At 68.7% G+C, this 15,719-nt stretch carries 18 protein-coding genes, 1 tRNA gene and 1 pseudogene; 18 read left to right on the top strand and 2 right to left on the bottom strand.

All coding sequences use genetic code 11. From position 1 onward, the window contains the following. The first annotated feature begins 282 nt into the window (after positions 1-282). From QN347_RS16305 to QN347_RS16290, 4 genes are all read left to right on the top strand, one after another. A complete protein-coding gene (locus tag QN347_RS16305; RefSeq protein ID WP_322160884.1) occupies positions 283-1,791 on the top strand; it encodes an NAD(P)(+) transhydrogenase (Re/Si-specific) subunit beta in 1,509 nt (502 codons plus the stop codon). Positions 1,792-1,989: 198 nt separating this feature from the next. Further along, positions 1,990-2,952 (top strand): hypothetical protein, encoded by a 963-nt coding sequence (locus QN347_RS16300; protein ID WP_322160883.1) that lies wholly within the window; start codon positions 1,990-1,992, stop codon positions 2,950-2,952. 79 nt (positions 2,953-3,031) lie between these two features. After that, positions 3,032-3,107, top strand: a tRNA-Val gene (locus QN347_RS16295). 131 nt (positions 3,108-3,238) lie between these two features. Then, positions 3,239-3,604: a hypothetical protein gene (locus tag QN347_RS16290; RefSeq protein ID WP_133191652.1), complete on the top strand. Its 366-nt coding sequence runs from the start codon at positions 3,239-3,241 to the stop codon at positions 3,602-3,604. Positions 3,605-3,651: 47 nt separating this feature from the next. Here QN347_RS16290 and QN347_RS16285 read toward each other — a convergent pair whose 3' ends face one another. After that, entirely contained in the window at positions 3,652-4,431 is a 780-nt protein-coding gene (locus QN347_RS16285; RefSeq protein ID WP_416194465.1) for a glutaminyl-peptide cyclotransferase, read from the bottom strand. Then, the gene (locus tag QN347_RS16280) at positions 4,431-5,015 is read right to left on the bottom strand and encodes a helix-turn-helix transcriptional regulator (protein ID WP_322160879.1); all 585 of its coding nucleotides are present in this window, start codon (positions 5,013-5,015) and stop codon (positions 4,431-4,433) included. The genes QN347_RS16285 and QN347_RS16280 overlap by 1 nt, the downstream gene beginning before the upstream one ends. A 91-nt stretch (positions 5,016-5,106) precedes the next feature. Between QN347_RS16280 and QN347_RS16275 the strand changes: the two genes are divergently transcribed. From QN347_RS16275 to QN347_RS16210, 14 genes and pseudogenes are all read left to right on the top strand, one after another. After that, on the top strand, positions 5,107-5,568 hold the full coding sequence (locus tag QN347_RS16275; RefSeq protein ID WP_189677019.1) for a DUF6456 domain-containing protein: 462 nt from the start codon (positions 5,107-5,109) through the stop codon (positions 5,566-5,568). Positions 5,569-5,574: 6 nt separating this feature from the next. After that, positions 5,575-5,901, top strand: a complete 327-nt coding sequence (locus QN347_RS16270; protein ID WP_322160876.1) for a hypothetical protein — start codon at positions 5,575-5,577, stop codon at positions 5,899-5,901. Between the two features lie 57 nt (positions 5,902-5,958). After that, entirely contained in the window at positions 5,959-7,038 is a 1,080-nt protein-coding gene (locus tag QN347_RS16265) for a DUF2855 family protein (RefSeq protein WP_322160874.1), read from the top strand. 84 nt (positions 7,039-7,122) lie between these two features. Further along, positions 7,123-8,067: a diaminopimelate epimerase gene (gene dapF / locus QN347_RS16260; RefSeq protein WP_322160873.1), complete on the top strand. Its 945-nt coding sequence runs from the start codon at positions 7,123-7,125 to the stop codon at positions 8,065-8,067. 71 nt (positions 8,068-8,138) lie between these two features. Continuing rightward, positions 8,139-8,687, top strand: coding sequence for a glycine zipper 2TM domain-containing protein (locus tag QN347_RS16255; RefSeq protein WP_322160871.1), 549 nt, complete (start codon positions 8,139-8,141; stop codon positions 8,685-8,687). Between the two features lie 148 nt (positions 8,688-8,835). After that, complete coding sequence (locus tag QN347_RS16250; RefSeq protein ID WP_189677024.1) at positions 8,836-9,393, top strand: hypothetical protein; 558 nt, start codon at positions 8,836-8,838, stop codon at positions 9,391-9,393. After that, on the top strand, positions 9,390-10,739 hold the full coding sequence (locus QN347_RS16245; protein ID WP_322160870.1) for a DNA-packaging protein: 1,350 nt from the start codon (positions 9,390-9,392) through the stop codon (positions 10,737-10,739). Before QN347_RS16250 ends, QN347_RS16245 begins: the two co-directional genes overlap by 4 nt. A gap of 232 nt (positions 10,740-10,971) precedes the next feature. Further along, positions 10,972-11,655 (top strand): spermidine synthase, encoded by a 684-nt coding sequence (locus tag QN347_RS16240; RefSeq protein WP_133191662.1) that lies wholly within the window; start codon positions 10,972-10,974, stop codon positions 11,653-11,655. A 127-nt stretch (positions 11,656-11,782) separates the two neighbouring features. Next, the gene (locus QN347_RS16235) at positions 11,783-12,940 is read left to right on the top strand and encodes a phage portal protein (protein WP_322160868.1); all 1,158 of its coding nucleotides are present in this window, start codon (positions 11,783-11,785) and stop codon (positions 12,938-12,940) included. 116 nt (positions 12,941-13,056) lie between these two features. Next, entirely contained in the window at positions 13,057-13,371 is a 315-nt protein-coding gene (locus QN347_RS16230) for a DUF6127 family protein (RefSeq protein ID WP_133191664.1), read from the top strand. Beyond that, positions 13,368-13,835 carry an HK97 family phage prohead protease gene (locus QN347_RS16225; RefSeq protein ID WP_322160866.1) on the top strand — a complete coding sequence of 156 codons (468 nt, stop codon included), beginning with the start codon at positions 13,368-13,370 and terminating at the stop codon, positions 13,833-13,835. The genes QN347_RS16230 and QN347_RS16225 overlap by 4 nt, the downstream gene beginning before the upstream one ends. Beyond that, positions 13,828-14,025: a cold-shock protein gene (locus QN347_RS16220; protein WP_133191666.1), complete on the top strand. Its 198-nt coding sequence runs from the start codon at positions 13,828-13,830 to the stop codon at positions 14,023-14,025. Before QN347_RS16225 ends, QN347_RS16220 begins: the two co-directional genes overlap by 8 nt. A gap of 174 nt (positions 14,026-14,199) precedes the next feature. Beyond that, a complete protein-coding gene (locus QN347_RS16215; RefSeq protein WP_416194510.1) occupies positions 14,200-15,198 on the top strand; it encodes a phage major capsid protein in 999 nt (332 codons plus the stop codon). Between the two features lie 159 nt (positions 15,199-15,357). Beyond that, a pseudogene (locus tag QN347_RS16210) lies at positions 15,358-15,719 on the top strand (hypothetical protein); the annotation flags it as partial.

The raw sequence follows: 15,719 nt of genomic DNA, 5'->3' as shown, positions 1-15,719 counted from the left end.
CTCGATCCAGCTCTTTGCACGCCGCATCGCAAGACTATGATATCACCCCGAATAATTATGAATCAGACTCTAAGACATACTCTCCCGATCCGAACCTGATAAACCGGCGCAACGGCGCGACCAAGTTCGCCTTGCTTCACGTCGAAGGGCGACGCCATTTCAGGTCGGTTTCTCAGATTGCCAATCGGACCCCGATCCCACTGTGGTCCTCAGAGTAATTCCGGGTCAGTATCACTATACCCCCCGGAACAGGTCCGGGGTGACGGTAAGGGGTTCGAACACGTGGAACATTTAACGGTCAATCCCTGGGCATCGCTCGCCTATCTCGTCGCGGGGGTGTGCTTCATCCTCGCGCTGCGCGGGCTGTCGAGCCCGGCGACGTCGCAGCGCGGCAACCGCATGGGCATCATCGGCATGACCATCGCGGTGGTGACGACGCTCGTCACGCATGCGCCGACGATCCAGACGCTCGCGGTCGGGACGACCGACACCGGCTTCGACTATGTCGCGATGCTGTCGCGCATCGATGCGCTGACCTTCGTCGAGATCCTCGCCGCGATCGGCATCGGCGCGGTGATCGGCGTGACCACGGCGCGCCGCATCGCGATGACCGACATGCCGCAGCTCGTCGCGGCGTTCCATTCGCTGGTCGGTCTGGCTGCAGTGCTCGTCGCGTGCGCTGCCTATCTCAACCCCGGTGCGTTCGGCATCGCGCAGATGCTTGTCACCGACACCGGCGTGCCGCTCGCCTACATCTTCCCGGTCAGCCGCATCGAAATGGGCCTCGGCGTCGCGATCGGTGCGATCACCTTCTCGGGCTCGGTGATCGCCTTCCTCAAGCTCAACGGCAACATGGGCGGCAAGCCGATCATGCTGCCGGGGCGCCATGTCATCAATCTCGGCGTGCTCGCCGCGATCCTTGGCCTGATCGCCTATTTCACGCAGGACCAGAGCCCGTGGATCTTCTGGACGATCACAGCGCTGAGCTTCGTGATCGGCTTCCTGTTGATCATCCCGATCGGCGGCGCGGACATGCCGGTCGTCGTGTCGATGCTCAATTCCTATTCGGGCTGGGCGGCGGCGGCGATGGGCTTCACGCTGCACAATACGGCGATGATCATCACCGGTGCGCTGGTCGGCTCGTCGGGCGCGATCCTCAGCTACATCATGTGCAAGGCGATGAACCGCAGCTTCATCTCGGTAATCGCGGGCGGCTTCGGCGGCGACAGCGCAGGCGGGGCAGCGGCGGCTGCTACCGACCGACCCTGGAAGCGCGGCAGCGCCGAGGACGCCGCCTTCCTGCTCGGCCAGGCCGAACAGGTCATCATCGTGCCGGGCTACGGCATGGCAGTGAGCCAGGCGCAGCACGTGCTGCGCGAGATGGGCGACAAGCTCAAGGAACACGGCGTCCGCGTGAAATATGCGATCCACCCCGTGGCGGGACGTATGCCTGGGCACATGAACGTGCTGCTCGCCGAGGCGAACGTGCCGTATGACGATGTGTTCGAGCTCGAGGACATCAATTCCGAATTCGCACAGACCGACGTCGCCTTCGTGATCGGCGCCAACGACGTCACCAACCCGGCGGCGAAGACCGACAAGACCTCGCCGATCTACGGCATGCCCGTGCTCGACGTCGAAAAGGCCAAGACCGTGCTGTTCATCAAGCGCTCGATGGGCGGTGTGGGCTATGCCGGCGTCGACAACGACGTGTTCTACATGGACAACACGATGATGCTTCTCGGCGACGCCAAGAAGATGGTTGAGGAAATCGTCAAGGCGATCGAATAGCCGGGCGCGCCGATCCGGCGGGATTGTCTGGGGCGTTCCAAAGCGGTCTCGTCCGTTTCGGATCTGATTGCGGTTTCGATCCCTCAGCACCGCGGCGGTTACCCCCGAATCGGCGTGACTTAGGCTACCCCGTTTCGGAGTAATGCGTAATTTGCGGATGTCGGCACGGCATCCGCCGGGCATTGGGGGCGGGCGGGCATGATGGCGATCACGCAATCGACGAACTGGTCCGCCCGCGGCGCTTCGGGCGGGGGCGTGTTGATCATCGCGGACCAGGACGCAGTCCGAAACGCCGAGGATGCCGTCGCCGCGGCGCAAGGACGCTTGCTCGCCCGCGTTGGCTGGGCTGATGCGCTCGACCGGTTCGAGCAGCAAGGCGCGGTCGGAATCGTGCTCGCCGAAGCTGGCGGAGTCGACGATGCGGTGCTCGCCCGCGTGCTGCCGGTGCTCGACGGCATCGCGCGTCGTGACACCACCCGCATCGTCGCGACGATCGAACCGCGCCAGATCGATCTGGTTGCAGGGGCGCTGACCGGGGCGGGCGTCGATCTGCTATGTGGCCCGACACTCGCCGATCGCGTCGTCGCGCTGTGTCTGGCCGCCAGCGGGCACGGCGAGCGCGCCTATGACATCGTGCGCGAGAGCGAAGCCACGCGACTGCGGCGCCTGCACGAAGAAGTCGCGCGGATCGCCGAAACGCTCGCGCGGCTGACGCGCGATGACCCGGCACCCCATGCCGATCCTGGCTTCGCGCGCAGCGTCGAGGAGCCGACGCTATCGTATCGCACGCAGTCGATCGACGCGCCGCCCATGGAGATTGCCGCCCGCGACATCCGCAAGGCGATTCGCGCGCGACGCTTGCGCGACCAGCATTTCGGCGCAGGCCTGTTCGAGGACCCTGCCTGGGACATGCTGCTCGATCTGTTCGCCGCCGAATTGGAGCGAGCGCAAGTTTCGGTATCGAGCCTGTGCATCGCCGCGGCGGTGGCGCCAACGACCGCGCTGCGCTGGATCGCACGGATGACCGAAGCGGGGCTGTTCGAACGCCGCCCCGATCCCTTCGACCGCCGCCGCGCGTTCATGGGCCTTTCGCGGCGCGCGAGCATGGGGATGCGGCACTATTTTGCTGCGCTGCGGGCCGCTGGGATGGCGCTGGGCTAGCAGCTTTGGCGATCGGCCGGCTTGCCTTGCGCCGCAAGGCGTGGCAGTCGCGCTCCACCGACTCGCCAAAGCGCGGTTGGGGCGATTAGCTCAGTTGGTAGAGCGTCTCGTTTACACCGAGAATGTCGGCGGTTCGAGCCCGTCATCGCCCACCACTCCTCCCACCGCCTCCCCTTGCCACACACGCGTCGCTTCCCGCCGAAATGGGTGCGTCTCCGCTCAGTCGTGTTCAAAGCCTTGATAGACTTGTCGCTGCCAAAACCTGGCAAAAACAAGGAGGATCATCATGGCGACGCACGAGCATGCATCATTCGATTCGGAGATCATCAAGCAATCGCTGGCGGCCGCGAAGGCGCATAGCGATGAGCTGCACGCGAGCCTGGCCCCCGGCGCGATGGAACTGACCGACGGCGCGATGATGATCGGGGCGCAGTGCATCAGTGTCACGGTCAAGAACCACAAGGTCTGCATCAACCTGCCGCTCGGCATCGGGAGTAAGTGCTTCACCGTCCCCGCCTGGGTGCCCGAGGGCACCGCGGTGCAGGCGTGCCTCGACATTTGCACCAAATGGGGCATCCCGTGCGGCGTCCAGGTCACGCTGTCGGTCGCCGGCAAGCTCATCCTCAAAAAGGGCTTCGGCTGCAGCTGCTGAGGGGATGGGGCGGGGCGGCGTTGCCGTTCCCGCCTTCCCGGCGTGCGTTACGACGGGCGCTGGGGCCGTGCGATCTCGAACAGGCGCGGCCAGTTCTTGCCCGTCACGTAGAGCTTATGCGTCGCACGATCGTACGCGATCCCGTTGGGTACCGAATCGCGATCGGTTGTGCCCACCTGCGCGATCAGCGGCGCGAGGTCGATCACGCCGCGGACATGCCCGTCGGAGGGATCGATCCGCACGATGTAACGCGTCATCCAGATGTTCGCGAGAATCTCGCCATCGACATATTCGAGCTCGTTGAGCCGTTCGAGCGGTCGCCCGCCGAGCGTCACGGTAAGCCGGCGCACGACATTCTGCGTCTTGGGATCGAGATAGCGCAGCACGGGCGTCCCGTCGGACAGGATCAGGTTGCGGCCGTCCTCGGTCATCGCCCAGCCTTCGCCGTCATAGCGGAAGCCGCCGCTGCGCTTGAGCGCGGGCAAGCTCCAGCGGAAGCCCTGGCCGCCGTGCCAGGTGACGCTGAAAAGGTCGTTGCGCCACGCGACGATCCCCTCGCCGAACAGCGCGGGCGGGAGCTTCGCGCGGGCGAGGACGCGACCGCTCGTCAGGTCGACGCGGCGGATGTCGGATTGACCCTCGCGGCCAGTGCTTTCGTAAAGCGTGCCGCGGTCGATCAGCAGGCCTTCGGTGAACGCGCTGGTGTCGTGCGGATAGCTTGCTAGGATGCGCGCCGGTTCGGGTGTGATCGGCGCAGGCGTGGCGACGGGCGCGGGCGCGGCGGCGCCTTGCAGCGCGGCGAGGGCGGCGAGCAGCAGAGCGCGCATCACAGGCTGCGCACCAAGGTGACGGCGGTCGCGATCCATGCCGGGTCGGCGACGACTTGCTGGCGCGACCCCGGTCCGAGCGGGAGCAGATGCAGCTTGCCGCCGCCGCCGGCTGGTTCTGGCCCCTCACGTCCGATCAGTCGCCCGAACAGGAAGCGGCCGGCGGGGCGCGGGACGAGCACGTCGCGGTTGAGTGCACTGGCAAAGCGATCGGGTGCGATCCGCGCGCACCAGATCTGGTCGCCCGCGCGATATTCGCCGACCCCGGCCTGAACACTGACCGCGACATGCTCTGGCGCGGCGGTTGGCGGGACGATCGTCGCGGGCTGACGCGGAGCGTGCGCGCCGCTTGGATCGAGCAGCGCGGCGACGGCGATCTCGACGCGGTCGGGCAGCGTGACGAGATCGGCCGCCTGAACGCCGAGTGCTGCTGCGATACGGTTTAGCCAGGCGACGGAAACTGTGCGCGTTCCGGTTTCGAGGCGGCCGATCGTTTGGGCGGTGGTTGGCGGGACGCAGGCGCGGGCGACGTCGTCGAGCGTCATCCCCTTGGCGCGACGGACTTCGCGAATCGCGGTGATCATCGGCAAGCTCCTAACCAGATCGGTTTTTTCGCTGTCCTACAAGCGCGCCCGCATGGCAATCCCCTACGCGACTCGAGCAAGGAGCGGAACGATGCGGGAGCTGGTTGAGCGCAATTTCATAGACGGTGTGGTAGGCGACGCGCCAGCGGCGAAGGGAGGGCGCAGGGTCACGGTCAACCAGGCCGAGTCGCCGCTCGCTTGGCTGCGGGCGCGTGGGCTGGTCGACGCGCGGCAGTTCGAGGCGGGCGAGCGGTTGCGCGCCGATTACGAGCGCGCGGCGATCGCGCCGCGAGTCACGATGAGCTGGAGTGCGCGCGTCGATGGCGGGAGCGATGCGCTCGACCCGACGCTCGCGCAGATCGCGGCCAAGCGGCGATTCGACGCGGCGATCGCGGCGGTCGGCAAGGGGTTGAGCGATGTACTGTGGCGCGTGGTGTGCGCGGGCGAGGGGCTGCCGGTCGCCGAAAAGGCGCTCGGTTGGCCACAGCGCGCGGGGCGGCTGGTGCTGACGCTCGCGCTCGACCGGCTCGCCGATTTCTACGGTCTGCGATGAAGCGGCGTGGCGCCGCTCTTAACCACGCTCGCGCACGTTTCCGTCATTCCTATCACGGAAACCCGCGGCATGCCCTTGTCGACCCACGCCGCGCACTTGCAACACCAGATCAACACGCAGCTCGAGCTGGCCGGACTGGCACTGTGCGATTCGATTCGCGCGATGCACGAGGATCTCGAAAAGCTGTACCGCTCGCAACTCGTCGCGCTGGTGTTGGCCGAGCAGCTCGCTCTGGCGCAGGAGCTACAGCCTACGAGGCCCACGCCAAGGTGCGCAGCCGCGGCATGGTCCTATGGGGTGCCGATGCTGCACGACGTTACGCACCCGGTATAACGCTGGCCTCGCACCGCGCGGCACGCCAAGGTGCGCCGACGCAACGAGGAGACTGCCATGCCGATCAAGCGCGAAATGCTGGTGCGCCGCGATGCGCTCGACCAATTGGCGGTCAACGAAACGCTCGTGTCGGACCCGGGCGCAGGCGAGGTGCTGCTCCAGGTCGAGGCGATCGCGATCACCGCCAATACCGTGACCTACGGCGTGGTCGGCGAGACCGTCGGCTATTGGAAATTCTTCCCCGCGCCCGAGGGGTGGGGCGTGGTGCCGGCCTGGGGCTTTGCGCGCGTCGTCGCCTCGCGCTGCGCGGAGATCGCGGTCGGCGAGCGCGTCTATGGTTTCATGCCGATGGCATCGCACCTGCTCGTCACGCCGGGCAAGATCGGCCGCGGGCTGTTCCGCGACATGGCGCCGCACCGCCAGCCGATGAGCGCGGTCTACAACCAATATCGCCGGCTCGGCGCCGAACTGCCCGCGACGTCCGAGCGCGAGGCGCTGCGGATGCTGTTCGAGCCGCTGTTCCTGACAAGCTTCCTGATCGAGGACGCGCTGCGCCGCGCCGACCACCACGGCGCGCACAGCGTCGTGGTGACGAGCGCATCGAGCAAGACCGCGCTCGCCGCCGCCTATGTGTTGCGGGCGCGCAGCCCCGACTTGCAGCGGATCGGGCTGACCGCGGCGGCCAACGTTGCCTTTGTCAAGGGCACCGGGCTGTACGACAGCGTGCTCGCCTATGATGCGATCGATACGCTCGCCCCGACGGGACCGAGCGTGCTGATCGATTTCGCCGGCGATGCCGCAGTGCTCGAGGCGGTCTATGCGCGGCTGGCGGGGCGGATCGCGCACAGCCTGCGCGTCGGGGTGACGCATCACGACGCCGCCACCGCGTCCGCGCTGCTGCTCGCGCCCAAGCCCGTCTGGTTCTTCGCGCCCGACGCCGCGACGACGCTGATCGGCGAGATCGGCCAGGACGCGTTCAACGTGGCGGTCGCGGCGCAGTGGGACGGCTTTGTCGAGCTTGCGGCGGGGCTGGTTAAAGTCGCCGAGGACAGCGGAATCGATGCACTCCAGCGGATCTGGCGGTTGCAGGTCGCGGGACAAGCGAAGCCCGATATCGGCTATTGCGTCCGGCTCTGACCCACGCGGCGCTCGCCGTCCGTTGCGCGCGCGTCGTCGCGCGCGGCTTGTTGCCGTCCCCGTGCACCCGTTAAGGCGCTGACCATGCAGATCGACTTTCTCAAATGCCACGGTTCGGGCAATGATTTCCCGCTGATCGACGCGCGCGACCTCGCGCTGTCCGAAGACGAATGGGCACGCGTCGCGGTCGCGCTCGCGGATCGCGGCGGGAGTGTGGGGGGCGACGGATTACTGCTGCTCACCGCGGGCGATGCGACGCACGAGTTCGGGATGCGGATGTTCAATTCGGACGGGAGCGAGGCCGAGACGTGCCTCAACGGCTTGCGCTGCGTCGCGCGCGCCGGTTTCGAGGCATTGGGGATCGATGAGGCGCGGGTGCGGCTCAAGACGTCCGACGCGCACGTCTCGCGCGATCCCGATCTTGCCGCGGGCGTGGTGACGATCCGCGAAGTCGCAGGCCCGGTCGATCTCGACGTGTCGCACTGGCCGATGCACATTGGCGTCGAGCGGATCGTCGAGGCGCCGATCGCGCCGCTCGGCAGCGAGCGCGTGTTTACCGCAGTGGCGATTCCCAACCCGCATCTCGTCTGCTTCGTCGAGACGATCGACGAGGCCGAGCTCGTCGCGCTCGGCACACAATGCGAGGCGGCGCCCGACTGGCTGCCCAACCGCGCCAACGTCTCGTTCGTCGAAGTGCGCGGCGCCAATCTGCTGTTCGTGCGCACCTTCGAGCGCGGCGTCGGCCTCACCGACAGTTGCGGCAGCGCGATGGCGGCATCGACCTACGCCGCGTGCCTGACGCGGCGCTGCGGCTTCGGCACCGAGATCACCGTGCACAATCGCGGCGGGCTGGTCCGTGCCGAGGCGCGCGAGGACGGGATGGTGCGCCTCTCGGGCAATGCGACGGTCGAATGGCGCGGTTCGGTCGATATTCATCTCGCGACGCGCACAGCCGGGCCCGTCACCGTGACGACGCGCCATGACGAGGAAGTCGCGGCGTGGCGCGGGGTGGTCGACGCGATCGTCTGAGATTGGGCCGGTTCGGTCGCAACCAAAGCGGGGTCGAGTCGTTATCGTGCCGTAACCAATTGGAGGTCCCTATGCGCCGTCTCGCTTCTCTTGTCCCCGCGTTCGCGCTGTTGCTTGCCGGCGTTACGCCTGCGCTCGCCCAGACCCAGGCCGAAGATCAGCGCTTCGCCCAGGCGCAGCAGCGTCTCGACACCGAGCTCGGTATCTTCCGGGCCGAGTTCGATCGCTACCAGCAAGCGCGCGCGCGTGGGTATCGCGACGTCCGCCCGGCCTATAACGACTCGCGCTATGCCGACCCGCGGTATGCCGATCCGCGCTACGACGACCGCTACGAGGCGGGCTATGACCCGACGCGCTATTATCGCGCCGATCCGACGCGCTATCAGGAGCGTGTGCTGAGCAGCGACGACCGCATCTATCGCGGCAGCGACGACCGCTATTACTGCAAGCGCAACGACGGCACGACGGGCCTGATCGTTGGCGCGGTCGGTGGCGGTGCGCTCGGCAACGTGATTGCAGGTGGCCATTCGCGCGGCGTCGGCACGATCCTCGGCGCGATCGCCGGTGGCGTGCTCGGCAAGAGCGTCGACCAGAACAACAGCGAGGTCCGCTGCCGCTAACGCGAACCAAAGCGGTACAAACCGCTTGACATCGTCGCGCTGTTTTGGTACATAACAGGAACGATGCAGAATTGCGACCTTGAGGGGCCGGGGCGGAAACGCCTGCGGCCCCTTTTGTTTGGCGCTGCGGCAGCGATGGGAGAGCGCGATGACGGGGGAGGCGACCGGTAAGGACGCTGAGGCGCTGGGTACGGATACGCTCGGCACGCTTGCAACCACGGGCAAGCCGCGCCGTGCGTACACGACGCGTGGTGACGGATGGACCATCGCCAGGCGCGTGGCGTTCCTGGATCATCTCGCTGCGACCTGTAATATCGCGCAATCGGCCAAGGCGGTCGGCAGTTCGGCGAGCGGAGTGTATGCGCTGCGCCGCCGCGACGCCGCCTTCGCCGAACAGTGGCGCGAGGCGATCGACCTCGGATACGAGCTGCTCGAGACCAAAGTGCTCGCTTTCGCGCTCGGGCAGCGCGACGACGGATCGATGATCGGCGACCCGGGCGCGGTCGCGGCGGCGCCCATCGATCCGGATGCGGCGCTCAAGCTGGTGCGCCAGCATCAGGCGATGCGTGCCGCGGACACGCCGCACAACGCGCGGCGCCGCACCCCCTTCGCCTTCAAGCATACGACGATCGAGGAAGTCCGCGATGCCTTGCTCGCCAAGCTTGCGGCGCGCGCCCGGCGGCGCGCGCGGAGTGGCCTGGCATGACGCGGGCAAAGCGCAGGCGCGCAGATGCCGGCCCCGATCTAGACGCGCTGCTCGATCAGCTCGCCGCGCTCGACCGTGCCGACCAGATTTCCATCCTCGACCGCATGAGCCGCCCGCAATTGCGCACGCTCAACAATGCGTGGCGCTATTGGGCGCATCCCGGACAGCTCGCGCCGCCGGGTGCGTGGCGCGTCTGGCTGATTCGAGCCGGGCGCGGCTTCGGCAAGACGCGTGCCGGGGCCGAATGGGTCAGCGCGATGGCGCGCGCGCATCCCAAAGCGCGGATCGCGCTGGTCGGCGCAACCGAGGAGGATGTGCGGCGCGTGATGATCGAGGGCGAGGCAGGGTTGCTCAGCGTCGCGCATGGTGGCGAGCGGACCGCCTATCGCCGCGCCGATGGCGTCGTCGAATTCGAGTCGGGGGCGGTCGCGGCGGTGTTCTCGGCGGCGGCGCCCGAGAAATTGCGCGGACCCGAGCATCAGATCGCCTGGTGCGACGAGCTCGCCAAATGGCGCTACGGCGATGCGGCGTGGGACAATCTGATGCTCGGGATGCGGCAGGGCGCCGACCCGCGCGTCGTGGTGACGACGACGCCGCGCCCCGTCCCGCTGCTGCAGCGCGTGATGGGCGCGGCGGGGACGGTCGAGACGCGGGGCAGCAGCCATGACAACCCGCATTTGCCCGATGCCTTTCTCGCGGCGATCGAGGCGCAATACGGCGGGACGCGGCTCGGGCGGCAGGAGATTGCGGGCGAACTGATCGAGGACCTCGACGGCGCGCTGTGGTCGCGCGCGATGCTCGACGATTGCCGGGTCGATGCCGCGCCCGAGACGGTGCGGGTCGTGGTCGCGGTCGATCCGCCGGCGGGGAGTGCCGACGGGACCGGCGACGCGTGCGGGATCGTCGCGGTCGCGCTCGGGCGCGACGGGCGCGGCTATGTCCTCGAGGATGCGAGCGTTGCGGGGCTTTCGCCCGAGGGGTGGGCGCGCGCGGTGGTGGCGTGTGCGGCGCGGCACGGTGCCGACCGCGTGATCGCCGAGAAGAACCAGGGCGGGCAGATGGTGGCGAGCGTGCTGTTCGCCGCCGATGCCGCGCTGCCGCTCGCGCTGGTCCATGCCAAGCTCGGCAAGGGCGCGCGGGCCGAGCCGGTCGCGACGCTCTACGAACGCGGCAAGGTGGCGCATGTCGGGGTGTTTGCCGAGCTCGAGGCCGAATTGTGCGGGCTGGTGGTCGGCGGGGCGTATCGCGGGCCGGGGCGATCGCCCGATCGCGCGGATGCCTTGGTGTGGGCGCTGACCGAGCTGATGATCGTCAAGCGCAAGGCGGCGCGCGTGCGGCCGTGGTGAGTCGGCGGCGTGCGGCCTTGGCACCGCGGGGCGGCGGGGTTGCGCCATGGGCTCGAGGGGGCCGGGAGGCGGGCGACGGGAGTGCAAAACGCAGCCTGTCGCAGCCGCACGATCGGCCGATCGGGAGCATGGGTATGTGGCCTGGCGCGCTCGGTGCCTTTCGTTTCGTGGGTTCTGGGCTTATGGCCCGGCGGCTCGGCCAGGCTTGGCCCGAGCATGAAGGAGCGCAGCGATGGTGCCGCGGGAATTGATCGACAGCGCGCAAATCCCCGGTGGGGACGTGATGACGCTCTATGCGCGCGGCGCGGACTTCATGATCGTGGTCGATCGCAACGAATTGATGAGCACGCGGATGAACGGCTCCGAAGAGGCGCTGGGAACGCTCGCGTGCGCGCGCATCGCCAAGGTCGCCGCGCCGCGCGTGCTGATTGGCGGGTACGGCATGGGCTTCACGCTGCGCGCGGTGCTCGGGCAGGTCGGGCCGAAGGCCGAGGTGACGGTCGCCGAGCTGGTGCCCGAGATCCTCGCCTGGGCGCGCGGGCCGATGGCGGCTGTCACCGACGGCTGCCTCGACGATCCGCGCACGCGCGTGTTCGAGGGCGACGTCGCCGCCGCGATCGCGGCGGGCGCGAGCGAGGGGGCGGCGGGCTACGATGCGATCCTGCTCGATGTCGACAACGGACCCGACGGGCTGGTGCGCGCGGAGAACAACCGCTTGTATGCGCCGCGCGGGCTGAAGATCACGCGCGAGGCGCTGCGGCCGGGGGGTGTGCTCGCGGTGTGGTCGGCCGGGCCCGATCCGCGCTTCGTCACGCGGTTGAAGGGGGCGGGGTTCCATGTCGAGGAAGTCGTCGTCAAGGCGCGGCAGAACGGCAAGGGGCCGCGCCACGTGATCTGGTTCGCGACGCGGGGGTAGCCGCGCGGGCGCTTGACCGGAGGTTCTGAGTAGAGCGCGGGCCCTCCCCCAGCCCCTCCCGCAAGCGGGAGGGGAGCAAGAAGGCGCCCCTCGCGCAGGCGGGCGGGCGAAGAAACAGGAGATCAGCATGAAATTGTTCGGTCGCAAGGCCGGGCGCGATGAGTCGCGTCCGGTGCTCGAGGCGCGTCGCAATTCGCGCTTCGTCGAAGGGGCGGGCGCGATTCCGGCGAGTTACCAGGAACAGGTGCGCGCGCTGTATCTGCGCAACGCGGTCGCGCAGCGGTCGGTGCGGATGATCGCCGATGCGCTCGGCGAGGCGCCGCTCGACGGGACGCCCGAGTTGGTGCGGCTGGTGCAGGCGCGCTCGGCCGGGCAGGCGCTGACTGCGACGCTCGCCGCGCAGTTGCTGCTCCACGGCAATGCCTATGTCCAACTGCTGGCCGACGCGCAGGGGCGGCTGGTCGAGCTGTTCGCGCTGCGGCCCGAGCGCGTCACGGTCGAGGCCGATGCCGGGGGGTGGCCGGTCGCGTATCGCTACGGCGTGGCCACGCAATCGGTGCGGCTGGTCGCCGACGATCCGCGGCCGCAGATCGTCCATATCAAGGCGTTCCATCCGCTCGACGATCATTACGGGCTCGGCTGTCTCGGTGCGGCGGCGGGCGCGATCGCGCTGCACAATGCCGCGGCGGCGTGGAACACCGCGCTGCTCGACAATGCCGCGCGGCCATCGGGGGCGCTGGTCTACGATCCGGGCGACGGATCGGCGCTGTCGGGCGAGCAGTTCGCGCGGTTGCGCGACGAGCTCGATGCGAGCTTTGCCGGTGCGCGCAATGCCGGGCGGCCGATGCTGCTCGAAGGCGGGTTGAAATGGCAGGCGCTGAGCCTGACCCCGGCCGATCTCGATTTTGCCGAGATGAAGGCGGCGGCGGCGCGCGAGATCGCGTGCGGCTTCGGCGTGCCGCCGATGCTGCTCGGGCTGCCGGGCGATGCGACCTATGCCAATTACAGGGAAGCCAACCGCGCCTTGTGGCGCCAGGCGATCCTGCCGCTGGCCGGGACGATCCTCGCCGGGGTCGCGCAAGGCGTCGAGCGCTGGTTCGCGGGGGCGACGCTTAGCGTGGCGCTCGACCGCGTGCCCGCGCTTGCCGAGGATCGCGAGCGGCTGTGGGCACAGGTGAGCGCGGCGCCGTTTCTCACGCGCGACGAACAGCGCGCGATGGTCGGGCTCGCAAACCCGCTCCCTCCGGGAGAGGGCGAAGCGCAGCGCGGGGCGATTGGGGGGTGAGGGGGCGCCTCGCGCGCTGACCTTCGATCCCTGACCTTTGCCCGCACCCTTCCCACGCCTTCGGCGCGGGCCCCGTCCCGCTCCCGATGGGAGAGGGCGTTTCGAAAGGATTCTTTATGGCACTCGCAGAGGGTACGCTGCTGGCGCAATTGCTGGCGCAGGGCGCGCAGGAAGGCGCCGATCTGGCGACGCTGCGCGCGATCGCCGAGGAAGGCGGCGAGCTGGCGGCGGCGCGCGCGCTGGCGCGGCTTGGGCTCGATGATCCCGATGCCGCCAAGGACATGGCCGAATTGCGCGCGCTGCTCGGCGCGTGGCGCGATGCCAAGCGCTCGGTGTGGAAGGCGGTGGTCGGCTGGGTGGTGCGGATCGCGGCGGCGCTGCTGCTGACGGGGCTCGCGGTCAAGTTCGGGTTCTGGGATCTGGTCAAGTGAGCGAGGGCGTGCGCTTTGCCGGCTATGCCGCGATCTTCGATACGGTCGATCGCGGGGGCGACGTGATCCGCGCGGGGGCGTTTGCCGGGGTGAGCGCGGGCGTGCCGTTGCTGTGGCAGCATCGCGGCGTGGCGGTCGGGGCGATCGAGCGGATCGCGACCGATGCGCGTGGGCTGCGCGTGGTCGCGCGAGTCGACGATCCGCAGCTTGCGCGGCTGGTGCGCAGCGGGGCGGTGGCGGGGCTGTCGATCGGCTATCGCGCGCGCGGCATGCGGCCGCGGCTGGGCGGGGGGCGGGTGCGCGAGCTGACCGCGCTCGAGCTGGTCGAGGTCAGCTTGGTCGCATCGCCGATGCACCCAGCCGCGCGAGTGCATCGCGTCGCCGATGCTGCTACGCCGATGCATCCCGACGCGGTTCCCGATCCCGGGCGGCGGCGCGCGGAGCGAAGGAACGATCATGGCTGAAGGCACCATCAAGCGACTGACCGACAAGGGCTTCGGCTTCATCGCCGACGCATCGGGCACCGACATGTTCTTCCACATGTCGAGCGTCGAGGGCGTCCGCTACGAGGATCTGCGCGAGGGCGAGAAGGTCACGTTCGACGTCGGCCAGGGGCCGAAGGGGCCACGCGCGGAGAACGTCAAGCAAGCGTGATGGCATGATGCGGTGCTGATGCGCCGCTCGAGTTCAGCAGAAGGGGCGTCGCGCTTGCGGCGCCCCTTTTTCGTGCGCGGTGACCGAGGACGTGGTCGCCCGATCCTTTTCAACACCAAGGAGACCAGCATGACCGATACGCACGACGCGCTCGACAGCTTTGCGGCGCAGGACATGGAGGCGATGCAGCGGCCGTTGCTCGAGCGGGCAGCGGCGCCGGGCGAGGGCGCGTTTGCGGGGTTCGTCCGCTCGGGCGCGACGCTCGAGATCAAGGCGCTGAGCAGCGTCAGCGGCGATGCCGGCGGCTATGCGATCCCGCGCGAGATCGACGCGCAGATCGACGCGACGCTCACCGCGATCTCGCCGATCCGCAGCGTCGCGAACGTCGTGCGCGTGGGGAGTGCGGGGTATCGCAAGCTCGTCACCAGCGGCGGCACGCCGTCGGGCTGGGCGGCGGAGACCGATGCGCGCAGCGGCACGGGAACGCCGAGCTTCACCGAGATCGCGCCGCCGATGGGCGAGCTCTACGCCAATCCGAGCGCGAGCCAGGCGATGCTCGACGACGCCGCGTTCGATGTCGAGGAGTGGCTGGCGGGCGAGATCGCGACCGAGTTCGCGCGCGCGGAAGGGGCGGCGTTCGTCAATGGATCTGGCGTCAACCGGCCCAAGGGCTTTCTGCAGGCGCCGATCGCGGCGACCGGCGATGCCGCGCGTGCCTTCGGGACGCTGCAATATCTGGCGAGCGGGGCGGCGGGCGATTTCGCGGCGAACCCGCAGGATCGGCTGGTCGATCTCGTCCAGGCGCTGCGCGGGCCATACCGGCAGGGCGCGGTGTTCGTGATGAATGCGAGCACCCTCGCGCGGATCCGCAAGTTCAAGACCAGCGACGGCGCGTTCCTGTGGAGCCCAAGCCTCGTCGCGGGGACGCCGGCGAGCCTGCTCGGCTATCCGGTGATCGAGGCCGAGGACATGCCCGACGTGGCGGCGAATGCATGTGCGATCGCGTTCGGCAATTTCAAGGCGGGGTATCTCATCGCCGAGCGGAGCGAGACGGTGATCCTGCGCGATCCTTATACCAACAAGCCGTTCGTCAATTTCTACGCGACCAAGCGGATCGGCGGGTGCGTGGCGAACAGCGAGGCGATCAAGCTGCTCAAGTTCGCAGCGAGCTGAGCCGGTTTCCCTCTCCCGGTGGGAGAGGGTGACCGAGCGCAGCGAGGTCGGGCGAGGGCGGGGACGTGGCGCGCCCGATCTGCCCTCACCCTTCCCACTCGGCTGCGCCGAGCGGGCCCCTTCCCTCTCCCGCTGGGAGAGGGAGAGAGGAGACATTCCATGATCGACGACAATGGCCCGGGCGCGGTGACGCTCGGGGGGGATGACCGCGCGCTGGCGGTGGCGGCGGTAAAAGCCGTGCTGCGCATGGCGAGCGGTGACGAGGACGCGCTCATCGCCGCCTTTGCCGAAAGCGCGCTGGGGCTGGCCGAGCAGTTTACCGGAGACGTGATGATCGCGCGCGCCTTGCGCGAGAGCGTGACGGCGCAAGGCGGCTGGCAGCGGCTCGGCGCGCGGCCGGTGCGCGCGATCAGCGCGGTCGAGACGCGCGGTGGGAGTGCGCTCTCGGCCGAGCGGTATGCGATCGACATCGATGCGGCGGGGGATGGCTGGGTGCGCGTGGCTGTCTCTTATACACATCT

The organism is Sphingomonas sp. 10B4 (assembly GCF_035019905.1).
Lineage (GTDB): Bacteria > Pseudomonadota > Alphaproteobacteria > Sphingomonadales > Sphingomonadaceae > Sphingomonas > Sphingomonas glacialis.
The sequence above is the reverse complement of the archived record's forward strand: the minus strand, read 5'-3'. Positions and strand labels throughout refer to the sequence as shown.

Excerpts from the sequence above, each read along its gene's own strand:
- QN347_RS16240 (WP_133191662.1), top strand. The coding sequence starts at position 10,972 with ATGGTGCCGCGGGAATTGATCGACAGCGCGCAAATCCCCGGTGGGGAC.
- QN347_RS16255 (WP_322160871.1), top strand. The coding sequence starts at position 8,139 with ATGCGCCGTCTCGCTTCTCTTGTCCCCGCGTTCGCGCTGTTGCTTGCC.
- dapF (WP_322160873.1), top strand. The coding sequence starts at position 7,123 with ATGCAGATCGACTTTCTCAAATGCCACGGTTCGGGCAATGATTTCCCG.
- QN347_RS16220 (WP_133191666.1), top strand. The coding sequence starts at position 13,828 with ATGGCTGAAGGCACCATCAAGCGACTGACCGACAAGGGCTTCGGCTTC.
- QN347_RS16215 (WP_416194510.1), top strand. The coding sequence starts at position 14,200 with ATGGAGGCGATGCAGCGGCCGTTGCTCGAGCGGGCAGCGGCGCCGGGC.
- QN347_RS16235 (WP_322160868.1), top strand. The coding sequence starts at position 11,783 with ATGAAATTGTTCGGTCGCAAGGCCGGGCGCGATGAGTCGCGTCCGGTG.
- QN347_RS16250 (WP_189677024.1), top strand. The coding sequence starts at position 8,836 with ATGACGGGGGAGGCGACCGGTAAGGACGCTGAGGCGCTGGGTACGGAT.
- QN347_RS16265 (WP_322160874.1), top strand. The coding sequence starts at position 5,959 with ATGCCGATCAAGCGCGAAATGCTGGTGCGCCGCGATGCGCTCGACCAA.
- QN347_RS16290 (WP_133191652.1), top strand. The coding sequence starts at position 3,239 with ATGGCGACGCACGAGCATGCATCATTCGATTCGGAGATCATCAAGCAA.
- QN347_RS16300 (WP_322160883.1), top strand. The coding sequence starts at position 1,990 with ATGATGGCGATCACGCAATCGACGAACTGGTCCGCCCGCGGCGCTTCG.
- QN347_RS16245 (WP_322160870.1), top strand. The coding sequence starts at position 9,390 with ATGACGCGGGCAAAGCGCAGGCGCGCAGATGCCGGCCCCGATCTAGAC.
- QN347_RS16280 (WP_322160879.1), bottom strand. The coding sequence starts at position 5,015 with ATGATCACCGCGATTCGCGAAGTCCGTCGCGCCAAGGGGATGACGCTC.
- QN347_RS16230 (WP_133191664.1), top strand. The coding sequence starts at position 13,057 with ATGGCACTCGCAGAGGGTACGCTGCTGGCGCAATTGCTGGCGCAGGGC.
- QN347_RS16285 (WP_416194465.1), bottom strand. The coding sequence starts at position 4,431 with ATGCGCGCTCTGCTGCTCGCCGCCCTCGCCGCGCTGCAAGGCGCCGCC.
- QN347_RS16275 (WP_189677019.1), top strand. The coding sequence starts at position 5,107 with ATGCGGGAGCTGGTTGAGCGCAATTTCATAGACGGTGTGGTAGGCGAC.